This is a genomic window from Sphingomonas cavernae (assembly GCF_003590775.1).
GTDB classification, from domain to species: Bacteria; Pseudomonadota; Alphaproteobacteria; order Sphingomonadales; family Sphingomonadaceae; genus Sphingobium_A; species Sphingobium_A cavernae.
Window position 1 is genome coordinate 382,849 of the sequence record NZ_QYUM01000002.1, and the last position, 22,489, is coordinate 405,337.

Genomic DNA, 22,489 nt, shown 5'->3' on the forward strand with positions numbered 1-22,489 from the left:
TCCGCCCAGGACTGGACCCCGGCCTTCGCCGGGGTACTCCCTCTCGTTCCATCCCTAAAAACCCCAGCTTGTCCGCACGAAAGCCATTAGCCATTGCTTTTGGCCCTGCTCTCCCGCAAGGAAATTCCCTCTCACAACCTGTTGGACGAACGAAAATGGCCGCGAAATGGGCCCCCGATAGCTGGACGAAGCACGAGGCACGGCAGTTGCCGACCTATCCCGACGCCGCGGCGCTTGCCGAGGCGACCACCACGCTCGGCTCCTATCCGCCGCTGGTGTTTGCGGGCGAGGCGCGCAACCTCAAGGCCGATCTCGCGCGCGTGTCGGAGGGCAAGGCCTTTCTGCTCCAGGGCGGCGATTGCGCCGAGTCCTTCGCGGAATTCCACCCCAACAACATCCGCGACACCTTCCGCGTCATCCTCCAGATGGCGGTCGTCCTCACCTATGCCTCCAAGCTCCCGACCGTGAAGGTCGGCCGCATGGCGGGCCAGTTCGCCAAGCCCCGTTCGGCGGACATGGAGGATATCGGCGGCGTCTCGCTGCCCAGCTACCGCGGCGACATCATCAACGACATCGTCTTCGATGAAGCGGGCCGCATTCCCGATCCGCAGCGCATGGTAAAAGCGTACAGCCAGTCGGCCGCGACGCTCAACCTGCTCCGCGCCTTCGCGAGCGGCGGCTATGCCAATCTCCATCAGGTCCACCGCTGGACCCACGATTTCATGGGCCGCAGCCCCTGGGCCAAGAAGTACGCCGAAACCGCCGACCGCATCGGCGAGGCGCTCGACTTCATGGCGGCGTGCGGGATCAACCCCGATACCGTTCCCCAGCTTTCGGGCACGCAGTTCTACACCAGCCATGAGGCGCTGCTGCTCCCCTATGAGCAGGCGCTGACGCGGCAGGACAGCCTGACCGGCGACTGGTACGACACCAGCGCGCACATGCTCTGGATCGGCGATCGCACGCGTTTCGAGGGCTCGTCGCATGTCGAGTTCCTGCGCGGTATCGGCAACCCGATCGGCATGAAGTGCGGCCCCAGCCTCGAGCCCGACGCGCTCCTCCGCCTGCTCGACACGCTCAATCCCGCGCGCGAGCCCGGCCGCATCACGCTCATCACGCGCTACGGCCACGATAAGATCGAGGCGGGCCTGCCTAAACTCGTCCGCGCGGTGCTGCGCGAAGGCCATCCTGTGGTCTGGAGCTGCGACCCAATGCACGGCAACGTCATCAAGGCGCAGAACGGCTACAAGACGCGCCCCTTCGAGCGCATCCTCGCCGAAGTCCGCGGCTTCTTCGCGGTGCACAGGGCGGAGGGCAGCTTCGCGGGCGGCATCCACGCCGAAATGACCGGCCAGAACGTCACCGAATGCACGGGCGGCGCGGTCGACGTAACCGAACAGAGCCTCGCCGACCGCTACCACACCCACTGCGACCCCCGCCTCAACGCGAGCCAGTCGCTCGAACTGGCGTTCCTGCTCGCGGAAATGCTCAATCAGGAGCTGGCGGAAAGAAGGAAAGCGGCGGCGTAGCATCCTCGCCCCTCCGGGGAGAGGATCCGAAGCCTTCCCCGGCGCAGGACGGGGCCAGGCACGCCGATCCTGCGCGCGATCTCAGGCTCCGTCAGGCGCGGTCATTGCTGACTCGCCAGGCTATGCCAGGCAGCTTGATCATTTCCGAACCACATATGGTGCAGCGGCTGACGAAACGGCCCCGGTCCCAATGACTGGTCTTTAGATCGGCAACATGTCGGCCGAACAGGCTGTGGAGCGTCACGGGCCTTTCCCGTTCGTCCGCTTCTTCGGCGCAGCAGACCCGGCGTCAACGAAACAGCCCGCGGGCTCGGTTTCATTCTGTTGCAAATTTTCGTCGAGAATGAACGTCGTCGCGCAATAGGGACATGGAACGACGCCCTCGCCCGTCATATTCAGATATATGTGCGGATGATCGTGAGGCGGCAGCGCGCCGATGCAGTCGAATTCAGCTACGCCAATCCTTATCCTGCCCACGCCGATCTCGTTGAAAAATTGCGGGCGCGCCGGCAAGAAAGGTTTGGAAGCGTACGCCCCAAGACTTCGACTTTGATCATCGGCACCGCCTTCATTGTCCCAACGATCGATGGCGTGCTCAAGTTCGCGCTGCCTGATCGCGCGCTTCTGAGAATCGCGCAGAAGGCTGGCTACCGCTCCGCGCCGCGCCCTGGTGCGACGAAACCGACCGCCGAGCACGCCATAGTCTCGTCTCGTCCAGGCGAATGCCATCAGCGTAGCGAACGTGCCCTGATCGCCAGCCCCATCGCGTTTCCGCGGCACAGGCTTGATGTTTAGAGCCATTGAGATGCTCCCGTCTGGCAAGCGGGAGCACCTGGTCTCTCTGTCACGGGAAGGCTTGCGGCTGAAATCGGGTGATATCGCAGTATAGCACAGCTACGCCGCATTTCGGGCATCAAATTCGCGGGGCGCCCGTGCGTGGACGATCGAGACCGCGGTTCCCGGATTTGCATCGGCGATCCGGACGCGGGCGTCCAGTTGCTTCGCGATAGCCTCGACGATGCTCGTGCCCAGTCCGGGCCTGCCGCTCCCGGGATCCACAGGCATCCCGATGCCATCGTCGCTGACCGATAGCGTCCATTCGGCTCCGCAAGACTGGTAGTCGACGCTGATCTTGCCGTGACGATGCCCCGGAAAAGCGTGTTTTAAGGCGTTGATCACCAGCTCGGTGACGACCAGACCAAGGCTCACCGAGACATCCGCGCCCGTGACGCTTTCGTCAGCGCTCACCTCCAGCGAAAGCTGATTGTGGTCCCGGATCATCGACGCTCCTATGCTCTCGCACAATTCGGTGAAATAGGCGCGCAGGTGCACATCGCCCAGCCTGGAAGTCGCGAGTTGCCGTTGAACCGCGGCGACCGACATGACCCGGTTGTGCGCGTCGTGAAGGTGGCCACGCGTCTCCTCTGACTTCACCCTGCGCGCGCTTTGCATCAGCACGCTGGCGATGATCTGAAGACTGTTGGCGACGCGGTGCTGGAGCTCCTGAAGCAGGATCGCCTTTTCCCGCAACAAGTCGTCCTTGAGCTTCTCGCGGAGGCGCGCGTCGGTGACATCGGATATGGTCAGAAGCAGCCGCACCGTGTCCGCGTCGAAATAGTCAAGCTTCTGGGCGCTGAGCACCAGATGGCGAACCTCCTGACCCGCGCGCCGGAGGTCCATCTCATAGGCGTCGATTTCGGCATGCCCCGAGACGGTGGCTCTGAGCAGCGACCCGAGCTGGGGCACGTCCCATTCGCCCGCTCCCAACCCCGCCAGCGGACGGCCTGGCACGCTGGCCGGCTCGATCTGAAATGCACGCAAGAACGATGTGCTGGCCGCAATGACGGTCAGATCGCCATCGAGAAGCAGGATAGGCGCGTTGGAGGACGCGATCACGGCCAGCATCAGGCTGTTCGCGGCTTCGGGATGAACGGGCGTTCGGATATCCATGACTGGACCCTCGGGACCGGAGGCTCGCGGAGCGAAAGCCATACCCGGCAGAGATAGCGGCGAGATCACGCGGCCTTCGAATCGGCACCGTCGGTGATCGCTTGGCGAGCATAGCACAAATCGTTCCGTAATTTGCATATTTTTCAAAATTTACGATAATAGTCATGGAAACGAAAACTATGTGAAATTCACACATTATTCTGTATGTTTCTTGAACGAAACTTTATTTTTATTAAACGCAACTTTATTTTACTAGCCAGCGTTCTTCACGTGATCCTATTAAGGATCAGGAGTAAAAAGAATGAGGAAGATGATTTTGGCCGCCACTGTGCTGGCCGTCGCCATTCCCGCTGCGCCCGCGCTGGCGCGGGCCAATCACACCGAAAAGGAATTTCGCAAGGACGTGAGCTGGGCCGAAAGGGAATATGCCGAGGACATGCGCGACGCCGACAATCCGCGCGAAGCCCGCGAGGCGCGGCGCGATTACGACCGCAACCTGCGCGAGGCCAATCGCAACGCGCGCGGCTGGCACCGGTATACCAATTACGACTGGGATCGCTACGAGCCCGGCAGAAATAGCTATGACGCCGACCGCTATTATCGCAGCGGCAACTATTACCAGACCCGCACGCTCGCCTATGACGATCGCGTCTATCGCGGCCAGAACGGGCGTTATTATTGCCGCCGTTCGGACGGGACCACCGGCCTCATCATCGGTGGCGCTGCGGGCGGCCTGATCGGCAATACGATCGTGCGCGGCGACAGCAAGACGCTCGGCACCGTCGTCGGCGCCGCGGGCGGAGCCCTTGTCGGTCGCGAGATCGAGCGCAGCAATGTCCGCTGCCGCTAACTCTTCGTCGACAAGCAAGCGAAGCAAGAAGAGACGGCGGCCGGTGGCCGCCGTCTCGACATCCATTCCGCCTGTGATGAGGTGACGACATGCATCGACCCAAAACCATCGAGCGAGCCTATCAGTTGGCGCGATCCGGCTCGTGCGCAAGTGTTCAGGACATTCGCCAGCAGTTGATCCGCGAACATCATGAAGCCGTCGAGGCCCATCTGCGCGGCCCCACGATCGGCCACCATCTCAAGGAGCTATGCGAAAGGGCCGCTCCTGGCGGCGCAAAGTGACTAAGGTGCGCCGCGCGGGAGCCCTGCTTGTTTGCCTTGCGGCCTTTGCGGGCTGCAACCGAGCGCCACCATCGACCGCCATCGAGGAAGCGCGGATCGCGCGCGCGATGACAAGAATGAACGCCGAGCAGATCCGCACCGACCGTGTCGCGAGCGCTGAAAAGGCGCACGCCGATGCAGCACGGCGCGAGGCTCAGGCGGCAGACGACAGTCGCGCGCGCTCTATCGCAGATTGATCGCGCGCCCTTTCCCGTCACGCAATGGCGCGCTCCTGAAGCTCCGGTTTCAAATGATGTTGGTATTCGAAATCATCGGTCATGATAAACCCGCTGCTGCAAGCGGGAGCGTGGCCGGCTCTCTGTCGCCATCCTGCGAGCAGGCACGAAGCAGAGGGCTCAACGTCTGATTTTCGTCACTAGTGACGGAACCTGACGCTAGCCGCCAGACCGATGACCGTCCGACCCGACGTTGTGCCGAATATGTCGCGCGGTTCCCGGAAATGCGAGATTCCGGGCTTCAAGGTGACCCCCTCGGATAGGGGGATACGGTAATAGAATTCGGCACTCTTGCGCGTCGTCACCGGCCGAAGCGCTCGGATACCGTGTTGCGGAGTGGTTTCAAATTGCCAGGGCGAGGGAGCAGTCGGCTCTACTAACGCGAAAGCGAATGGCGCGAGCGGGTTCTTGCTGGCGGGTGATGCGGGCTCGGTTTGCGAAACCGGTGGGGGAGCGTCCTGTGCGGCAAATAGCGGACTCACGGCCATTAGGGCCGCTCCCACGGCCAATCCCGTCCCAATTCGGGCTAGAGGCCTATACATGCATCAAAAACGGCCAATTCATCATGAAAGTTCCATCGCTATCTGCGTAACCGCGCACCCTTAATTCTGAGATTGTTCTTTTCTATTTAAAGACCAGGCATTGTAGCCGGCTAGCAACATAACTTTATTTTGAACGACCGGCATTGGCGTCGGCCAGACATAACGCCTCTGTCCTATTCATAACCAAATCGGTTACACTGACTACCATGACCGAACCAGACGATGAAAACCTCCTCCTCTTCACCCCCGTCCCCCTCGCGCGTCGCCATGCGCGCGGGTGGTCGGCCGATGTGCAGATCGCCTTCATCTCCGCCATGTCGCGTTCGGGGGTCGTAGCGACGGCGGCGCGGAGCGTGGGGCGGACGCCGCGCGGCGCCTATGCGCTTCGCGGGCGACGGGGCGCGGAGGGTTTCGCCGCGGCCTGGGATCAGGCGATCGCGCTGGGGCTGGAGGCGCTGCGAGACACCGCGATCGAGCATTACCACGATCCGCCATGCGTGCCCGTGATCCGCCGCGGCAGGATCATCGGCTGGCGTGTCGAGCAGAACGACTATCTCGCGATCGCCGCGCTCTCGGCATATCGCGCGCAGAAGGTCGGCATCCGCCTGCCGCATGAGAGCCGGATGCTCTACCGTGCGCAGGTCGCCGAAGCCGATGCGCTGCTGGGTGGTCCGGCGATCTGGCCCGATCCGGCGTCGGCGTCCGAATCCGGCCACGCTCCCGACCCGCCATCCGCCGCGTCCATGGGCGTGCACCGCGCGCCCTCGATCCGCGGGCTCTGACATGCTCGCACGCGCAACTTTATTTCACGATTCAAGGGAAAACTGTGAACATAAGCGCGCCGGGACGGTCCTACCCCCGCTGCATCCGACGACGTGTAGCGGAAAAGAGAAAAGCCCCGAAACCGGGGCTTTTCAAAGTCGATTCAGTAAGCTGGAACGGCTCAGCCGCGGCCCATGCCGTCGTCGCCGCCGCCCATCAGCCATTCCCAGAATGACCAGCGCGCGGATTGCTGCTGACGCGGCGAGCCGACCGGCTGACGGCGCTCGCGAGGATAGATCTTCTTCATCTTGGCCCCCTGAAATGGGTTCAGCCGCACGCGCGGCCAGGGGCACATTATGACAAATAGAAATGGTTTACAAGATATTAACCATCGGCAGCGCGACTGGGCCTGGGACTGAAGATATCCATGAAGCTGAGCCACTCCATCGGGCGGCCGATATGGTAGCCCTGGCCGATCTCGCACCCCATGGCGCGGAGCATCTGGAGCGTTTCGGCGGTCTCGACGCCCTCGGCCACGACATGCATGCCCAGCGTGTGCGCCAGCTCTATCGTCGAGCGCATCACCGCCTGATCTTCGGGACTGGAGAGGAGCGACGCAGCGAATCGCTTGTCGACCTTGAGTTCGTTGGCGGGAATGCGGCGCAGATAGGCGAGCGTCGACATGCCCGTGCCATAGTCGTCGATCGACAATTCGACGCCCATTGCACGCAGTTCCTCGAGCAGCTTGAGCGCGGTCTGCCCTTCGACCATCGCCGCGGTCTCGGTGATCTCGAGCACCAGCGCCGATGCGGGCAGCCGGTGCTTGCGCAATACGCGCCGGACCATGTCGACCACCTCGCGGGTCGCGAGCAATTGCGGCGATATGTTGACCGAGATCGCAAAGCCCGGATCATATGCGACCGCCGCGGCCGCGGCGCGCGCGGCGTCGTTGAGCACGAAGGCGGTCAGCCGGTCGATCCGGCCGTGGCGTTCGGCCATCTCGACAAACTCCGCAGGATCGATCGGCCCGCGCGTCGCGTGCGTCCAGCGCACGAGCGCCTCGGCGCCCACGATCGCGCCCGTCGCCAGTTCCATCTTGGGCTGATAGGCAACCCAGATATGGCCGGCGTCTATCGCCTGGTCGAGCTCACCGAGCAGCGACAATGCCCATTCGCGCGCGCCCGTGGCGGACGGATCGTGGATCTTCCAGCATCCCCCTTCCTCGCTTGCCGCGTGCGCCGCCGCGAGCGCGCTCGCCAGCCGATGCGAAAGCGGCATATGGATTTCGCGATCGACGCCGAAGAACACTTCCACATCGAAGCTCTTCTCCGAAACGCGGATCGGATTGCGGAAGATGAGTTGCAGCGCCTTGAATCGATCGACCACCGAAGCCAGTTCGGCTTCGGGCATCAGCCAGAAGAAATTGCCGTCATCGCCGTGCAGCAGTTGCGCCTGGCCCGCGCCCATTGCGAGGCGCGACACGATCTGGCCCAGCAGGTCGCGCTCACCATCGGGGGGCAGCGTGCTCACGATATCGGCAAAACGCCGCAAGCGTACCGCGACCAGAATATTCGGATCCGACAGCCCTTCGCGGAGCAGCGCATTCACGGTCTTGAGACCCGAAACCGGATTTATCGCACCCTGACTTTGCTTCGCCGCACCGAAGCGCTGCCAGCCGACGATGATCATCGTCACGATCGCGAGGAACAGCGCGGGCGCGACATCGACGAAGATGCTGAAATGCTCGAGCAGAAGCGGAAAGGCCAGAAGCGCGGCAATGCCCGCCGCGCCAATTGCCGTCGCGATCCGCCGTCGCCTTCCAAAGACGAACCAGGCCGTTGTACCGACCGCGAACAACCACGGTGGTATCCAGCCCAGTCCTATGGGCGGTTGCTTCAGCAGAGTCTCGGCGCCAATGGCGATAACGAAGACGCCCGCCACACGCCCTTGCCCAGGCGCGACAAAGATGTCCTCCAGCAATGCCGAGTTCACGCCAACGATAACGGCCTTGCCCTTGAGCGCGTTGGCCTGAACCTTCCCCGACAGAATATCGGCGGCGCTGATATAGGGGACAGAGGAAATGCGATAGGAATAGTCGATGGGAAACTCTTCACCGCGATTGCCATCCACACCAGCAATTGCGGCTTCCATCGAACGGACATCGTGACTGCCGAATTGCCTCCGATAGGATACGGTTGTCGCGCCGTTCCAGTAGTGGATCCACCGCATCACGCTGACCGTTTCCGCTTTCCCGGCTATTTCGGGCATCGGCAGGATGGGCACCGACTGGCCGGGTCTGGAATAGTTGTCCAGTCCGCTCGCGACGAAGACTCGTCCGGGATGCCGCGCGACGGCTTCCACGAATTTGCGGTCCCCCCCACGCTCCATCGGTTTGAAGTAGAGGTCGAAAAACACGCGATCGGCTCCGGCCGCGAAGAGCCCTTCGGTCAACGACGCCAGCTCGCGCCGATTCCATTGCCATGGTCCGACCTGCGCAAGCGCCTTGTCGTCGATGCCGACAACCACGACCTTTCCGCTCGTGGGTTGAGCGCGCGCCTTGTCCCGCAGGTTGCGCAGCGCCAGATCGAACGGCTGGCCGAACTCTACCAGGCCGAACAGCAGCGACAACAGCACAAGCCAGCCCAGCAGCTTTCGCTTGCTGCCGGACGCTTGTGAGTTGCGGCGGATCCGTGAACGGCGCATTGGTAAATCCTCGATCAGCCGCGTTTTACGCGGTGAATGGTTACCGAAGTGCAAAGGTAATCCGCGCATCACCACCGCGCGACCGGCGCTGCAGGGAACTGATCGTGTGAATCCCCGCCCGCCCCCTTGACGCCGTCGCGCGTACGCCATAGATGAGCCGCCTTCGCGCCGCCCAAGGTCGGCGTACAGGCCCCTTCGTCTAGCGGTCAGGACGCGGCCCTCTCACGGCTGAAACACGGGTTCGATTCCCGTAGGGGTCACCACCACCCTCTCCCAGAGGGTGCCATGACATGTCATAAGCGGCTGTTTTCCGCGCCTTTTATGTGGTATGATCGTTCCGATCGGACTGACCAGATACCACCACATACCAGCATGATGATGGTATTTTTGATGGCAGCGCGCCGATCATCCGATCGGAGATACCATCATGGTTTCCACGACTAGGCCCAGGTCAGGATTATCAGTCGTCGCGATCAGGGCGGCGAAGGGGCGCGACAAGCCCTACAAGCTCACCGATCGTGATGGCCTCTATCTGTTGGTGACGCCCTCGGGTGGGCGCTATTGGCGGATGAACTATCGCCATTTCGGAAAGCAGAAGACCTTGGCCTTCGGAGTCTGGCCCGATACCGGTCTCGCCGAGGCGCGCGAGCAGTGCGACGCGGCTCGCAAGGTGCTGGCGCGCGGCGACGATCCGGCCGAACGAATCAAGCTCGAGCGCATTGCCGCTTCAGTCGCTGCCTCCAACAGCTTCAAGGCGGTTGCCGATGAATGGCTGGGCAAGGTCGAGCGCGAAGGTCGTTCAGCCGCGACAATGAAGAAGCTGCGCTGGCTGCTTGAGTACATCAACACATCGATCGGCAAGCGCCCCATCGCCTCGATCTCGGCACAGGAGCTGCTGATCATGCTCCGCAAGATGGAGGGCAAGGAGCGGTACGAGACCGCCAAGCGGCTGCGTAGTACCTGCTCGCAGATATTCCGCTATGCGATCGCCACCGCGCGCGCCGAACGTGACGTCGCCGCCGATCTGCGTGGCGCGCTGATCGCGCCCAAGCCTGTTCATCGACCGTCGATCACGCAGCCGGGGAAGGTGGGCGCGCTGCTCAGGGCAATCGAGGGGTTCGAGGGCTACGCCAACACGAGGGCCGCGCTGCAGTTGCTCGCCCATGTCTTCGTGCGGCCGGGGGAACTGCGGTTTGCCGAATGGACCGATTTCGACCTGGACAAGGCGATCTGGACTGTCCCCGCGCACAAGACCAAGATGCGGCGTCCCCATAGCATCCCCCTTTCCTCTCAGGCACTCGCGGTCATCGGATCGATCGAGCATGATGCGGATTACAGCCGCTTCCTGTTCCCTTCACTGCGCTCGATCGAGCGCCCCATGTCGGAGAACACGATCAACGCGGCGCTCAGGCGCATGGGCTATGCGCAGGACGAAATGACAGGGCACGGCTTTCGCGCGATGGCGGCGACGCTGCTCAACGAGATGGGGCTTTGGCATTCCGACGCGATCGAGCGCCAGTTGGCGCACTGTGACAACAATGCGGTGCGCCGCGCCTATGCGCGCGGCGAATATTGGGACGAGCGCGTCCGCATGATGCAACACTGGTCGGATCACCTCGATTTCCTGCGCGGCGGAGCGACGATAATCGAAGGGAAATTTCCGAAGGTGCAGAGCTGATGAATGTGCCGGAGCGTATCGCCCGGCCCTCGCCCGGGCCCCGGGTCGTTGGAGCGGGCGAGAGCCGGGCGTCCCCTTTGGAAAAAGCGGACGATATTCTTCAAGCGCAAGTTGAACGATGCAGCAAGTCAAACATGGCTGCGATCATCGACCTGGTAGAACATCGGGTTCTTCATCCATTCGTTGACTGCGGACTCGCGCCAGCCCGCGCAGCGCGTGCTGATCGCGATCTGTCTGGGAAAGCTCCCGCACTGGATCTTGCGGTAGAGCGTGGATCGCGACAGGCCGGTGCGGTCAAGCACGGTATTGAGACGAAGGATACGGTCAGGGGCGTCGGTCATCATGACATCCTTTTGAGCTACGTGCGTTGTCGTGCTCCCCTGCGGCATATTGAGACAAAGCTCTTGAAAAGGCGCAAGAGTGCCAAAAACAGTGCCTGCCGCGAATGTCGTTCGCTGTCGTCCAATGGCGTCCCCTGTCGTTCAAATGCGTCGAGAAAAAAATTTCGACTGCGGCGACCCACATTGTCCGTGGGGCCATTTCCGATCGCAGGATCGGCAATTCAGGGCAGGCGCAACGTCCACAACGGCGATTCGCCGTACTCTGCAACGGCTCGGCGGGCGTCGCACATCCTGGTCCCGCAGCGCCGCACCGCAAGCCGCGCTGCGCGCGGCTCCTCCACTCCGTTCCGGCCCAGCGAGCCCACCCCATTGCGCAAGCGCAATGGGGACCCCGGGGGGTGCGGTGCAGCGCTTTTGCGGGACCGGGCTGGGCTTCCGTTGCCCGCCGATCCGAGAACCCTCAGGCAGGTTCCTGTGATTGCCCTTGCCAAGTGCCGGGGATTGCCGGAAGAATCCTGTTGATGCGGACCGGGATCGATCACCTTCCTCCAGCAAAGCAGCGCGAGCTTGAGCGCGTCGTGGAAATCCTGTTCGAGGAGTTTCGCGAAGCGACCGAGCATGCGACCGGCAAGCGCAAGGCGGGGCGCATCCTCAAGATCATTCTGTTCGGCTCCTATGCGCGAAACGACTGGGTCGATGCGCCGCTTTCAGCCAATCAGTACAAGTCCGATTATGACCTGCTCGTCATCGTCAGCCAGAAGGAGCTAGCGGACAGGGCAGCATACTGGGCCAAGGCCGAGGAACGGCTGATACGCGCCTACACGATCGAGAAATCGCTCAAGACCCCGGTCAACTTCATTGTCCATTCGCTCCGCGAGGTGAATGACGGGCTCGCGCATGGCCGTGTGTTCTTCATGGAGGTCGCGAAGGAAGGCATCGCGCTTTACGAGGCCGATGAGAGCGAGTTGCACCACCCCAAGCCCAAAACGCCAGAACAGGCGTTGGTGGCGGCTAAGGAGTATTTCGACGAGGGCATGCCGAGTGCACTCGCCTTCTTCCGAAGCTTCAAGCATGCTCTTGAAGACGGCTTCTACAAGAATGCAGCATTCCAGCTGCATCAGGCGGCTGAGCAGCTTTATCACACGCTGCTGCTCACCATGACCTTCTACACGCCCTATAACCATAACATCGCGTTCCTCCGCTCGCAGGCCGAACGGCTCGACCGCCGACTCCTCGATATTTGGCCAGAGACCGCGCGCCAGGAACGCGCAATGTTTCAGAAGCTCAAAGAGGCGTACGTTAAAGCGCGTTATTCGAAGCACTATCGTATAAGCGAAGAAGAGCTAGCTTGGCTTGGCGAACGCGTCGAAGCGCTCGGCCAAGTCATTCACCAGATTTGCTCCGAACGCATGGCTGAGTTGGAGAAGTCCGTTTAGGGCCACCAGCGCACTGCCAGCGCTGTATTCAATTCCAGTCACCAGATTGCGTCTCGGTCGTCTATGGCTCAGCACGACCGCCGATCGCTCACGTGAGACGGACGATACTCCCGCTGCGGTCAGGTTGCAGAAGCCTCCCTGAGCACCGCCCCTATCATCACAGCGAGATACTGGCTCAAATTCTTCCACGATGCCGGTGCGACGGCATCGTTGCCGTGCTTGCAGAAATGTTGCCGGCATGCTTCATCGAAACAAAAGACATAATCTTGGGGGCGGCATGAATTCGACGATTAACAACTTGAACGCATCCATCGATAGTACAGTCTCCCATGGAACAGTGCTTGCCTCACCGCATATTGTTGCCGCTTTCATTGCACTTTCTGGAGTTTTGGTTGGTTTAGTCGCCCGCGACATTGTCATGGCAATCTATCTCGCCAGCAGAAAGAGAGCGGACGAGGTTGCTGACAAGAAGGAGGCGGACAAGCGGGCACACAAAGATTTGGTGCGTCTCTATGCCGATCCATTAAAAGATGCGGTCACGAGCTTGAAGCACCGACTGCATGAAATCGTCGAAAAGAAGCAGTCTCGGTATCTTCGCTCAGATGCACCGAACATCCCGTTCCTTGAATATAAGCGCATCAGCACGCTCTACAGAATTGCTGCCCTTCTTGGCTGGATCCGCGCCATCCGGCGGGAGCGAAGCTATCTCGATCCGGACCAAGCTTCTGCGTCAAGCGAGATGCAGGCAATCGCCGAACTCGAGGGCGCTCTGGCGGATGGAACGCATGTCGAGCTTCAACGGCTCGAAGAGCTGCTTGGCCTGTGGCGCGTGCACTCTATGGACGAGGCGGTAAAAAGCGTCGCGGCCAATCTCGTTGATGGTGAACGCGCGGAATATCTAGCGGGAAAGGGCGTGTTGGGTGCCCGAGATTTGACGGATGCCGATCAGGTCGAACTTGCCGAACGCTGCGCTGCTATCGTCCGGCAGAAAGCAAGCGTTGATATCCCCAAGGCGCTCGTAAAGGCAACGGCCGGTGAGGCAGCAGTGATCTTTGGGATCAAGGAGGCTTATATTTACAGGGACTGGCAGGCCGCCATTGGGGATCTCATGCTGCTGGAGGATAAGACGGCCGCCCGCCATTTCTCGGTTCTCGGTTTCGGGGCATTCGAAAATATGTTTCTCGAAGCAGCGACACAGGTGGACGAGGCAAGCGGACGATGGTTCGGCCGTCTCCAAGCTCTCGTCCATGATCTGGACATGGCGCACGAGGGTATGTTTGACGCAAGGCGGGAACAGATCCGAAAGCTGTATCAGTGTTGCGCCAAGCTGGAGAGTGCCTTGGTAGAACGATTATCGCGGGGCGATCAAGCCAAACCGTAGGGGTCGCAGCGCGTGCAATTGACGTCGTGGGATTGTTAGCTCAATCGAAACCCGCCATTCGTCGGGGGGCGGCAGACCGCCCCTGCAGCACGCATCCGCTGGTCGTTGTTCTTTATAACGGCGAAGTCCCTGCGAAGCTTCGCATGGTCGTAATCGTTCCGGTCGATGCCGATGAATATCAAGAGATCAAGGAACGCGACCAGCGTCATGTGCGCAAGATGGGCGACGCTGGTGGCGATGCGTCCGAGTTCGAGGTCTATGGGATCGCGCACGCCGTGCACTAGTTCCGAGCGCACCGCGTAGATGCGCTTTACCTTTGCCTTAACCTCCTCGGGCATCCCCTCTTCTGGCCAGCCGCCCAGAAAATACGCCACGCGCTCGCCAACAGCCTCTGCAAGGTCGTCGCGTTCGTTGCAGCCGGTTAGCGTTTCGAGGACCGTCACGAATTTTGTGATCCTTGAGGCGGCATGCGTGTCGATCGAGGCGTCATTAAACCATCGTAGAGCGTTCAGATATTTCAACTTCAGGAATGTCTGCTCAGTGGGCTGAATCACGGCGCGCACAACCCGGTCGAGCGCGCGCAGCCTTTCGGCGTTGTCGCCTCGGTTAAGGTCCTCCCACCATGACTTAGCGAACGGGGCCTGACCCGCAGTCTGGTGCCAAGTCAGATGAGGCTCGTCTCGGATGAAGTGCAGTTCCGCGCGCTCCAACAGGTAGTTCTGCTGCTCCGACATTCGAATCCGGCTCTCCGTCCCGCCGTGAGAGAGAAGGAGCTTAATAGCTGTGAGAGCGATCTGGACTGCAAGAAGCGACATCCGCTTGGCGGCCGCCTTATCAGACGTTTCGACCGTCACGTCTGCGATCCAGCCGAAGGAGGAATAGTGCTCCTCGATGCGCGTACGAAAACTCTTGTCGAGTTCCGATCCCCAAGATGCGATCGCAGTGTCGATCTCGTCGCGGCAATTGATCGTCGGCCGAAATCGAACAGTGCCAATCAAAAATTCGGATGGGCTGTCACCATAGCAAATGTGGCAAGGCCAAAGATAACGGTGCGGCCTCACGTCATTTTGGATCGACTTGTCGAGCCCATTGACCATTTTGGATATCGTCCCAGTATCGACCGGACGGCAGGTCTTGAAGAATCGGAAGGCGATTGCCTCCTCGATTCGCTCCGCGCAGTGCGACACGCTGATAAGGTGGGTCCACCCGCGGCGTTTGAGATATTCGAAGCACCATTCTTGGATCCGCAGGCGAGCGTCCATACCCACTTGGACATAGGTTTCCCCCGATCTGTCCTGGATGTGAGCAAAGTGTGCCATTCGGGTCCGCATCGGAATGTCGTTCGGATCGGTTGCGCGTAACTCCTTTGCCTTCTCGCGGCAGAAGTGAACGATCTCAACGAGCTTCTGCTCCATGCTTCCGGATTTCGTCATAGTGCAGAGGAGTCTGCCAAGCGCGGACGCCTGGCGCAATCTTGAGGATCGTCAGATGCTGCGGATGGAGTTCAACAACTCACGCCTCCCATGAAAACGGATAGCGTTAACGAGTGGAAACGCCCGGGAGCTGTGAATGTCAGCTTGAGCCTCCTCGGTATCTGCAAGCGACCGACGGTCGACGGCCCATCGGTGCCCCCGATTGCCTGCTGCGCCATTCTGAGGCATATTCTTGGCACGGAACGGAAATGCTGGCAGCCGTTCCGAGGATCACCCTGCCAGGCATAAACACGTCCGCCCGTCATGGCCGGACGGCCGCTGCAAAAGCAGTGGGCACCGCTTGCACCAACCGCACCGCTGAGTGCAGCTGCCGGCGTGCAAGGCAAAACCATGACATTCGAAACATCCAACGACATCTATGCGCGCGAAGTCGTGATGGCGCGCGTGGGCCATCTCATCCGGCGCAAGCAGAAGGAGATCGAACGCATCACGCGTATCCTGCGCGGCTGCTTCGATCCCGAACAGGTGCTTGCGCCCGAGCCCGGGCGTATCGGCCGCATCATCCTGATCGGTCCCTATGCCAGACGGAGCTGGTACGAGGACCGACATACGCTCGAATTCTCCGACTATGAGTTCTGGGCAATCGTCGACCATCCGCTCCACACCGATGAGCGCTGCTGGCAGCGCGCACGCAACATCGTCCAGCGCGAAATGGGCAACCGCTGCGCAGTCGATCTCAATGTGCTGTGCACTGCCGATATTGGGGCCGCGCGCGCCGAGCGCGATTGCTTCATCCTCGACAGGATCGAGGCCGGCATCACGCTCTACCGCGCCTCGCGCGATGCCCCCCTCCATGCACGCGAACCCAGATGCGGGAGATAGCCCATGCTTACGTCCCTCGTCAGGATGCGTGCGCGCATTGCGCGCCTGCAGAGCATCGATCGCTGGCCCCTGCCCCGCCTTGTGCGCGATCCCGAAAGCGAGAGGGTGCGGCGCATCGAAGATGCCATTGTCAGCCTTCCGCCACAAACGCGTGAGGTCTTCATGATGCACCGCTTCGAGAATCTCGGCTACGACCGCATCGCGCATCGGCTCGACCTGAGTATCGCGGATGTCGAGCGTCACATAGCCAAGGCGCTGCTGCGGCTATGCCATGCGCTGGAGGATATACTGTAGTCGGCAATACTCGACGTCGCGGTCACGGCTCGCGCGGCGCTGGCGCCTCGTTTTCGAACGCGCGTTTGCCGCGCCTGCGCCACAGCAGCAGCGCCTGCGCGCGATCGTCGCCGCGCAGCCGCGCGGCCATGCCGAGAAAAGCGCCGTAAAGGACGGTGCGATCGTCGTCGGTGAGATCGACGAGCCCGGCCTTCACGACGAGACCGCCGAGCTCGATGAGGCGGCGCGTGCGCTCGCGGCGCTTCACTTGCCAATCGCGAACGTCACGCCGCGCCCGTCCGGCCTGCAGGCGATATCGCATCGCCTGTGCCCGCTTCGCTGCCCTGTGGCCCGCGACGAGCGCCGCGCGCATTGCCGCGCGTGCGTTGAAAGAAGCCGGCGCCGCTGCGACGCCACTCCTCGCGCCTGATCATGTCGTCGCAGTTGGCGGCATCGAGCAGGGCGCCCGCCAGCAGATCGATGTCGAGCACGTCAGCACCGCACGCCATCACCAACGCACCCAGCTCACGTACGCGGCGCTCCTTCAGCGCGCGCGTCTTGTCGGCCAGTGCCTTGAGTTCTGAGTCGAAATCGCGTGGCCGCCGCATAGCCAAATCCGTTGCGTGTTGTGGATGCACCCACCCTAATTCACGCGCTCGATCAGCGTAAATATCGTGAAATCTCCTGAGATTACGCGGTCGCGAGAAAGATGAAATCTTTTGAGGGCGCGCTTATACGTCGTGCCGACGTGCGCTTTCAGGTGTAGTTGGTATGGTCGCGATGGCGATCTACCATTTCTCGGCCAAGGTGATTTCGCGCGCGACCGGGCGCAGCGCGGTAGCGTGCGCGGCCTATCGATCGGCGTCGCGCATCCACGACCAGCGGCTCGAGCGCACCCACGACTTCTCCAACAAGGCGGGCGTCGTCCACAGCGAAATACTGCTGCCGGGTGGTGCGCCCGACGCATTTGCGGATCGCGACACGCTCTGGAACGCGGTCGAGGCGGCCGAGAAGCGTATCGACGCGCAACTGGCGCGCGAGATCGAGTTCGCGATTCCACGCGAGATGACCGAGGAACAGGGCATCGTGCTCGCGCGCGATTTTGTGGCTGCCGAGTTCGTCGACCGCGGCATGATCGCCGACCTCAACGTGCATTGGGATGTCGGTGCCGACGGGCTGGCGAAGCCGCACGCGCATGTGATGCTGACCATGCGTTCGGTAGACGAGAACGGCTTCGGCGCCAAGGTGCGCGACTGGAACCGGGCAGAGCTGCTGCAGCACTGGCGCGAAGCCTGGGCGAGCCATGTCAATCGTCGCCTAGCCGAACTCGATATCGATGCGGCGGTAGATCATCGCTCGCTCGAAGCCCAGGGGATCGACCTTGAGCCCCAGCACAAGATCGGGCCGGCGGCCTTGCGCATGGTCGCGCAAGGGCGGACAAGCGAGCGGCTCGAAGAGCATTGCGCGATCGCGCGCCGCAACGGGATGCGTATCATCGCCGATCCGGGCATCGCGCTCGATGCGATCACGCACACACAAGCGACCTTCACCAAACGCGACCTTGCGGTGTTCATCCACCGACATAGCGACGGCAAGGACCAGTTCGACCAGTGCATGCACGCGGTGCGCGGCGCGCCCGATCTCGTCGCCCTGGGCAAGGACGGCCGCGGCGAGGACCGGTTCACCTCGCGCGCGATGATCGCAACCGAACACAGCCTCGAGCAGGCCGCGCAGACCCTCGCCGCACGCATGCGCCATCGCGTCCCGGCATCGGACGTCGAAAGGGGCGAAGCGTCAGCCGGGACGCGCGGCGTGTCGCTCGGTGCCGAGCAGCGTCGCGCCCTCATCCATATCACAGAAGGCGCCGATCTGTCGCTGGTGATCGGCTATGCGGGCACCGGCAAGTCGACGATGCTGGGCGTCGCGCGCGAAGCATGGGAGTTCGCGGGCTACCGCGTCCGCGGGGCAGCATTGTCGGGGATCGCCGCCGAGAATCTCGAAAGCGGCTCGGCTATCCCCGCGCGCACGATCGCGAGCCTGGAACATCAATGGCGGCAGGATCGCGATCTGCTCACTCCGCGCGACGTGCTCGTGATCGACGAGGCGGGAATGATCGGCGCACGCCAGATGGAACGGGTGATCAGTGAGGTCGAAAAGCGCGGCGCGAAACTGGTGCTGGTGGGCGACCCGCAGCAGCTCCAGGCGATCGAGGCGGGGGCGGCGTTTCGCGCGATCCATTCCGCCCAAGGCGGGGTCGAGATCACCGAGATTCGCCGCCAGCACCAGGGCTGGCAGCGCGACGCGACGCGTGCATTGGCGACCGGGCGTGTCGGCGAAGCCCTTGATGCCTATCGCGAGCACGGGGCCGTTCATGCCGCAGCCACGCGCGAGACAGCGCGCGCCAGGCTGATCGAGTGCTGGGACAGGGAGCGCAGCGCCCGGCCGCAGGCGAGCCGGATCATCCTCACCCACACCAATGACGAGGTGCGCCTGCTCAACGAGGCGGCGCGCGCGCGGCTGCGCGCGGCACGTCAGCTGCGCGATGAGGTCGAAATCGAGACGGCACGCGGCGAGCGTTCGTTCGCGCGCGGCGACCGGATCATGTTCCTGAGGAACGAACGCAGCCTGGGGGTCAAAAACGGGTCGCTCGGCCGGATCGCGCGCGTCGATGCGCTGCGGATGAGCGTGCTGCTCGACGATGGGCGCAGTGTCGCCTTCGACATCAAGGATTATGCCGATCTCGACCATGGCTATGCCGCGACCATCCACAAGGCTCAAGGGTTGACGGTGGACCGGGTGCATGTGCTCGCCACCCCTGGGCTCGATCGCCATGCGAGCTATGTCGCACTGTCGCGGCACCGCGACGGCGTTGAACTTCACTATGGCCGTGACGATTTTACCGATGAGCGAGCGCTCTTGCGCACGCTGTCGCGCGAGCGCTCCAAGGACATGGCGGGCGACTATGATCGCACCGATCCTGTGCGCGCCTTTGCCGAACGCCGTGGCATCGCCGCGCGGATCGCTGAACTTGTCCGCACGGCGCCTCATAGGGCGCGTCAGATGGTGGACAATCTTCGGGCACGACAGCGCGCGCCCGCGCCGCAGCCGAAGCGCGGTGCGCTCGCGCCAGGGCCCGACCCCCACCGCACGGTCGCGCGGCATGGCCGGATCGTCTCGGCGATCCTGTTCGCACAGAGCGTCGGCGATCCGGCATCGCCCGAGCAGCGCGCTGAGCTTCAGGCGAGCCGCGCTGAGATCGACAGGCTCGCTCCCCACGGTGCGCACGACCTGGAGGCGGCCTTTGCCGCGGACCGGGGGCTGATCCGCGACGCTGCGGGGGGACAAACCCAAAGGGCGATCCGCGCGATGCAGCTCGAAGCCGAGCTGCGCACCGATCCCAGGCTGCGCGCCGATATGTTCATCAATCGCTGGCAGGTGCTCGACCAGAAGCGCCAGCGGCTGCTTGGGCGTTATGAGGAGCGCGCCGCGAGCAGGGTCACCCAGACCATGGCGGAAATGGCCAAAAGCCTCGAGCGCGATCCGCAACTCGAATCGCTGCTGCGCGGGCGCCGACACCAGCTCGGGCTCTCCAACATCCCTGAGCGCAGCCTCGGCCAAAGCCTTGCCGATATGATCGGGTGGGGCAGGAGCCGGGGGCCGGGCATCGGAATGTGAGGAGCCGCGATGTCAGGGTGACGCTGTCCCGCGACAGCGCAGCGCAGCCTTGAGGCGTCGCGCAATTGCGTCATTTTTGAACGCGACGGCAGATGCGCACGCGGATCGCACCCTCGGAAAGTGGCGGATAACGGACATGCACGCGTGCGTAGGGTGTGTCTCAAATTTGCGGGCTCGATGCGCAGCATCGCAGCCACCTTTGCGCTATCTCGGATATCAAAATGCCTGGCGCCCCCAAAGAACGGGGCCAGCTGAAAGGACAGCGCGTTATCCTGTATGATGACAGTGCTCAGGTGGAATACCGGACCTGCCTGGGCCTGACCGTGTCTCGCCAGGCGCCTACATGCCTGGTTGGCTATTGTTTACATCGAGTTCGCCCGGACCGTGCTAGTGCAACCTCGTCCGGCTCCTGGGGTCGCGCCACAAGCCGGAATAGGTTGAGGTGCGCCCGCGGACCGGCCCCTTGGAGCATCGCGACAGAAAAATGGGCCTATTGATTTTGATCTCGATGTGCTCCTGATCACGACTATGCATCGCGCCGATCACCACGCACCATGATGACGCGATGACAGATCCATTGTCCCCCCGCCGCACCTTCGATCCGATGATCCCGCGCGTGCGCTGCGGGCGGCCGATTCCTGACACCGAGGACCTGGGCCTGACTGGCTTCCTTCTGCCTTTGGTCGAGGCGATATTGTCGGATGACGAGACGCCGCCGGCCTGCCCGCATTGCGGCCATGCGCGTACGCGCGTCATCCATCGGGCGCGCGTCATGGCTGACGGAATGCCGGGCTTTCGCTGCTCTGCGTGCCGTAGATATTTCAAGCGCGGCACGGGCACGCCGTTGGCCGGGCTCGCGCGCAAGGATCTGCTCGCCGGTTTTATCGGGCTGCTGTCGCAGCAAAAGCCCTATGCCCAGGCCGCCGATGAGCTGGGTGCGGATATCCAGCTTGTCAGACGCTGGACCATGCGCTTCAGGGCGTGGCTGCTTGAACTCGACCCTTCGGGGCAGTGGGAGGCCAGGGTCCGCCTTGGCATCGCACCACCGCTTGACGCGCTTGGCTGTCCGGCCTGCGGGGAGGTGGGCACGCTGGTCCATCATGGCTTTGGACGCAGGCGCAGAGCCGATGATCATGACCGGCGCCAGTTGCGTTGCACGGGCTGTCAGGCGTTCGTGCTGATACCCGAAGACGCGGACGCGGTGCGGAGCTATCCGGCCAGGCTGTACGGTCGCGGCAAGCGTCGCGCGGCCGAGGCGCGCCCGCGCCGTAAACGCATCGGCCCACTCGAAGGTGAGATGGTGGCGCGCGCCAACACCGGCGAGAGCTATCGTGAGATCGCGCGCGCGCTGGGGGTGAGCGAGGCGACGGTGAGCGCGGTGGTACGCCATCACCGTGCGGCTGCGCGCGGCGAGGCGGTGGCGCCGCGTCGTCCGCCGGGGCGGCAAGCGCAACATGTTCCCGATGCGGTGCTCGCCGACGTCCACGCCCGACGCCGGGCGGGTGAGACCTATGCCGCCATGGCCGCGGCGCATGGGATCAGCTACGCGATGGTCGTCAAAATACTGAAGCAGCCACCGCCCGATGCATGGTCCGGCCCGGTTCCGACGCTGTCATGATGGCGCATTGGGTCGCCAAGCGGCCGCCCCCCACCCCATGGCAAGAGCTGAGCGGACGGGCGCACCTCGATACAATTGAAGCAACACAAGAAGACCGGGTCCGTCTGGGACGGCGGCCCCGTTCCCCTGTATTGCGTTGAAAAGCACTCCGGTTTCGGAGAGGACTGCGGGTCTTTCTGGTGGTCGACGACTGCCGGCGCAAGCGCGTGCAGCTCGAAATTACCATTGTTTACGCTGGGTTCGCCGCACCCTGTGATAGCGACTTTTGGCGCATTGCGGCGGTTTGGTGGCATTCGGCCATCCCGGTCGCACCGATGGGCGGATCGAGGTGGCGTGTGCTTGCAGGCAGAGTGGATCGGGCGGCTGAGGCACGGCGTGGAGCGACGCTCGCCCTGTCGCCGGTAAGCCGCAGCGCTTTGGCGCTGGCGCTCGTTGCGGTGCCCGTCAGTGCACAGCAATCCGCTCAATCGGCCCCGCCCCACGGGGCCGCTGTGCGCATTGTACCCGAGGCCGGTCCCAATGCGCCGCGGATGGATGTCGCGGGCAATGGCACGCCGATCGTGAGGATCGCGACGCCCTCGGCCAGGGGGGTGAGCCACAATCGCTATACGGACTTCAACGTCGACGACCGCAACCTCATCCTCAACAACAGCGACAAGATCACACAGACCCGGCTGGGTGGCTGGATCGACGGCAACAAGAGCCTCAAGGCCACCGGCCCCGCCACGCTGATCCTGAACGAGGTTGTCGGCGCCAATCCATCCAGCCTTGCCGGATATATCGAGATAGCAGGTGCGCCGGCGCAGCTGGTGATCGCCAATCCATACGGGATTAGCTGTCTGGTTGCGGATTCCTGAATTCTCCGGTCGTCACCCTGGCA

Annotated in this window: 20 protein-coding genes and 1 tRNA gene; 13 read left to right on the forward strand and 8 right to left on the reverse strand. The window is 62.7% G+C overall.

The annotated features are described in order from the left end of the window. Positions 1–155 precede the first annotated feature (155 nt). Complete coding sequence (locus D3876_RS02120) at positions 156–1,529, forward strand: class II 3-deoxy-7-phosphoheptulonate synthase (RefSeq protein WP_119759458.1); 1,374 nt, start codon at positions 156–158, stop codon at positions 1,527–1,529. A gap of 240 nt (positions 1,530–1,769) precedes the next feature. On the opposite strand, the gene D3876_RS02125 is transcribed toward D3876_RS02120, so the two are convergent. Together D3876_RS02125 and D3876_RS02130 are read right to left on the reverse strand one after the other, a co-directional pair. Continuing rightward, a complete protein-coding gene (locus D3876_RS02125; RefSeq protein ID WP_220475405.1) occupies positions 1,770–2,330 on the reverse strand; it encodes a zinc-finger domain-containing protein in 561 nt (186 codons plus the stop codon). Positions 2,331–2,423: 93 nt separating this feature from the next. Further along, complete coding sequence (locus D3876_RS02130) at positions 2,424–3,479, reverse strand: sensor histidine kinase (RefSeq protein WP_119759459.1); 1,056 nt, start codon at positions 3,477–3,479, stop codon at positions 2,424–2,426. 301 nt (positions 3,480–3,780) lie between these two features. On the opposite strand from D3876_RS02130, the gene D3876_RS02135 reads away from it, so the two are divergent. The 3 genes from D3876_RS02135 to D3876_RS02150 all read left to right on the forward strand — a co-directional run bounded on the left by D3876_RS02135 (position 3,781) and on the right by D3876_RS02150 (position 6,209). Then, complete coding sequence (locus D3876_RS02135; protein WP_119759460.1) at positions 3,781–4,329, forward strand: glycine zipper 2TM domain-containing protein; 549 nt, start codon at positions 3,781–3,783, stop codon at positions 4,327–4,329. Between the two features lie 277 nt (positions 4,330–4,606). Then, positions 4,607–4,846 (forward strand): hypothetical protein, encoded by a 240-nt coding sequence (locus D3876_RS02145; RefSeq protein ID WP_119759462.1) that lies wholly within the window; start codon positions 4,607–4,609, stop codon positions 4,844–4,846. 787 nt (positions 4,847–5,633) lie between these two features. Then, on the forward strand, positions 5,634–6,209 hold the full coding sequence (locus D3876_RS02150) for a hypothetical protein (RefSeq protein WP_119759463.1): 576 nt from the start codon (positions 5,634–5,636) through the stop codon (positions 6,207–6,209). Positions 6,210–6,370: 161 nt separating this feature from the next. On the opposite strand, the gene D3876_RS20995 is transcribed toward D3876_RS02150, so the two are convergent. Both D3876_RS20995 and D3876_RS02155 read right to left on the reverse strand, forming a co-directional pair. Then, positions 6,371–6,496, reverse strand: coding sequence for a hypothetical protein (locus tag D3876_RS20995; RefSeq protein ID WP_274378921.1), 126 nt, complete (start codon positions 6,494–6,496; stop codon positions 6,371–6,373). Positions 6,497–6,573: 77 nt separating this feature from the next. Further along, entirely contained in the window at positions 6,574–8,892 is a 2,319-nt protein-coding gene (locus D3876_RS02155) for an EAL domain-containing protein (protein WP_182911833.1), read from the reverse strand. A gap of 188 nt (positions 8,893–9,080) precedes the next feature. Between D3876_RS02155 and D3876_RS02160 the strand changes: the two genes are divergently transcribed. Next, positions 9,081–9,155 (forward strand) — tRNA-Glu (locus D3876_RS02160). A gap of 164 nt (positions 9,156–9,319) precedes the next feature. Continuing rightward, positions 9,320–10,570 carry a tyrosine-type recombinase/integrase gene (locus D3876_RS02165; protein ID WP_119759465.1) on the forward strand — a complete coding sequence of 417 codons (1,251 nt, stop codon included), beginning with the start codon at positions 9,320–9,322 and terminating at the stop codon, positions 10,568–10,570. Positions 10,571–10,698: 128 nt separating this feature from the next. Here D3876_RS02165 and D3876_RS02170 read toward each other — a convergent pair whose 3' ends face one another. Next, a complete protein-coding gene (locus D3876_RS02170; protein ID WP_119759466.1) occupies positions 10,699–10,914 on the reverse strand; it encodes a helix-turn-helix transcriptional regulator in 216 nt (71 codons plus the stop codon). Between the two features lie 101 nt (positions 10,915–11,015). On the opposite strand from D3876_RS02170, the gene D3876_RS02175 reads away from it, so the two are divergent. Together D3876_RS02175 and D3876_RS02180 are read left to right on the forward strand one after the other, a co-directional pair. Next, positions 11,016–12,347: a nucleotidyltransferase and HEPN domain-containing protein gene (locus tag D3876_RS02175; protein ID WP_338014301.1), complete on the forward strand. Its 1,332-nt coding sequence runs from the start codon at positions 11,016–11,018 to the stop codon at positions 12,345–12,347. A gap of 277 nt (positions 12,348–12,624) precedes the next feature. After that, positions 12,625–13,728, forward strand: a complete 1,104-nt coding sequence (locus tag D3876_RS02180; RefSeq protein WP_147417559.1) for a hypothetical protein — start codon at positions 12,625–12,627, stop codon at positions 13,726–13,728. A gap of 35 nt (positions 13,729–13,763) precedes the next feature. On the opposite strand, the gene D3876_RS02185 is transcribed toward D3876_RS02180, so the two are convergent. After that, positions 13,764–15,143, reverse strand: coding sequence for a HEPN domain-containing protein (locus tag D3876_RS02185; RefSeq protein ID WP_119759469.1), 1,380 nt, complete (start codon positions 15,141–15,143; stop codon positions 13,764–13,766). A gap of 408 nt (positions 15,144–15,551) precedes the next feature. Here D3876_RS02185 and D3876_RS02190 point away from each other — a divergent pair, with 408 nt between their 5' ends. Next, positions 15,552–16,043 carry a hypothetical protein gene (locus D3876_RS02190; RefSeq protein ID WP_238475205.1) on the forward strand — a complete coding sequence of 164 codons (492 nt, stop codon included), beginning with the start codon at positions 15,552–15,554 and terminating at the stop codon, positions 16,041–16,043. Positions 16,044–16,046: 3 nt separating this feature from the next. Beyond that, a complete protein-coding gene (locus D3876_RS02195; protein WP_119759470.1) occupies positions 16,047–16,337 on the forward strand; it encodes a sigma factor-like helix-turn-helix DNA-binding protein in 291 nt (96 codons plus the stop codon). Positions 16,338–16,359: 22 nt separating this feature from the next. Here D3876_RS02195 and D3876_RS02200 read toward each other — a convergent pair whose 3' ends face one another. Continuing rightward, positions 16,360–16,638 carry a conjugal transfer protein TraD gene (locus D3876_RS02200; RefSeq protein ID WP_119759471.1) on the reverse strand — a complete coding sequence of 93 codons (279 nt, stop codon included), beginning with the start codon at positions 16,636–16,638 and terminating at the stop codon, positions 16,360–16,362. Then, on the reverse strand, positions 16,601–16,924 hold the full coding sequence (gene traD / locus D3876_RS02205; protein ID WP_119759472.1) for a conjugal transfer protein TraD: 324 nt from the start codon (positions 16,922–16,924) through the stop codon (positions 16,601–16,603). The genes D3876_RS02200 and traD overlap by 38 nt, the downstream gene beginning before the upstream one ends. Before the next feature lie 172 nt (positions 16,925–17,096). On the opposite strand from traD, the gene traA reads away from it, so the two are divergent. The 3 genes from traA to D3876_RS02220 all read left to right on the forward strand — a co-directional run bounded on the left by traA (position 17,097) and on the right by D3876_RS02220 (position 22,466). Further along, positions 17,097–19,991 carry a Ti-type conjugative transfer relaxase TraA gene (gene traA / locus D3876_RS02210; protein ID WP_119760921.1) on the forward strand — a complete coding sequence of 965 codons (2,895 nt, stop codon included), beginning with the start codon at positions 17,097–17,099 and terminating at the stop codon, positions 19,989–19,991. 565 nt (positions 19,992–20,556) lie between these two features. Then, positions 20,557–21,609 (forward strand): DUF746 domain-containing protein, encoded by a 1,053-nt coding sequence (locus D3876_RS02215; RefSeq protein WP_119759473.1) that lies wholly within the window; start codon positions 20,557–20,559, stop codon positions 21,607–21,609. A 350-nt stretch (positions 21,610–21,959) separates the two neighbouring features. Further along, complete coding sequence (locus tag D3876_RS02220; RefSeq protein WP_182911835.1) at positions 21,960–22,466, forward strand: filamentous hemagglutinin N-terminal domain-containing protein; 507 nt, start codon at positions 21,960–21,962, stop codon at positions 22,464–22,466. Positions 22,467–22,489 lie beyond the last annotated feature (23 nt).

Bases quoted from the DNA above. Each gene is read 5' to 3' on its own strand.
- D3876_RS02120 (WP_119759458.1), top strand. From the start codon at position 156: ATGGCCGCGAAATGGGCCCCCGATAGCTGGACGAAGCACGAGGCACGG.
- D3876_RS02125 (WP_220475405.1), bottom strand. From the start codon at position 2,330: ATGGCTCTAAACATCAAGCCTGTGCCGCGGAAACGCGATGGGGCTGGC.
- D3876_RS02130 (WP_119759459.1), bottom strand. From the start codon at position 3,479: ATGGATATCCGAACGCCCGTTCATCCCGAAGCCGCGAACAGCCTGATG.
- D3876_RS02135 (WP_119759460.1), top strand. From the start codon at position 3,781: ATGAGGAAGATGATTTTGGCCGCCACTGTGCTGGCCGTCGCCATTCCC.
- D3876_RS02150 (WP_119759463.1), top strand. From the start codon at position 5,634: ATGACCGAACCAGACGATGAAAACCTCCTCCTCTTCACCCCCGTCCCC.
- D3876_RS20995 (WP_274378921.1), bottom strand. From the start codon at position 6,496: ATGAAGAAGATCTATCCTCGCGAGCGCCGTCAGCCGGTCGGCTCGCCG.
- D3876_RS02155 (WP_182911833.1), bottom strand. From the start codon at position 8,892: ATGCGCCGTTCACGGATCCGCCGCAACTCACAAGCGTCCGGCAGCAAG.
- D3876_RS02165 (WP_119759465.1), top strand. From the start codon at position 9,320: ATGGTTTCCACGACTAGGCCCAGGTCAGGATTATCAGTCGTCGCGATC.
- D3876_RS02170 (WP_119759466.1), bottom strand. From the start codon at position 10,914: ATGATGACCGACGCCCCTGACCGTATCCTTCGTCTCAATACCGTGCTT.
- D3876_RS02175 (WP_338014301.1), top strand. From the start codon at position 11,016: ATGTCGTTCGCTGTCGTCCAATGGCGTCCCCTGTCGTTCAAATGCGTC.
- D3876_RS02180 (WP_147417559.1), top strand. From the start codon at position 12,625: ATGAATTCGACGATTAACAACTTGAACGCATCCATCGATAGTACAGTC.
- D3876_RS02185 (WP_119759469.1), bottom strand. From the start codon at position 15,143: ATGGAGCAGAAGCTCGTTGAGATCGTTCACTTCTGCCGCGAGAAGGCA.
- D3876_RS02190 (WP_238475205.1), top strand. From the start codon at position 15,552: ATGACATTCGAAACATCCAACGACATCTATGCGCGCGAAGTCGTGATG.
- D3876_RS02195 (WP_119759470.1), top strand. From the start codon at position 16,047: ATGCTTACGTCCCTCGTCAGGATGCGTGCGCGCATTGCGCGCCTGCAG.
- D3876_RS02200 (WP_119759471.1), bottom strand. From the start codon at position 16,638: ATGCGATATCGCCTGCAGGCCGGACGGGCGCGGCGTGACGTTCGCGAT.
- traD (WP_119759472.1), bottom strand. From the start codon at position 16,924: ATGCGGCGGCCACGCGATTTCGACTCAGAACTCAAGGCACTGGCCGAC.
- traA (WP_119760921.1), top strand. From the start codon at position 17,097: ATGGCGATCTACCATTTCTCGGCCAAGGTGATTTCGCGCGCGACCGGG.
- D3876_RS02215 (WP_119759473.1), top strand. From the start codon at position 20,557: ATGACAGATCCATTGTCCCCCCGCCGCACCTTCGATCCGATGATCCCG.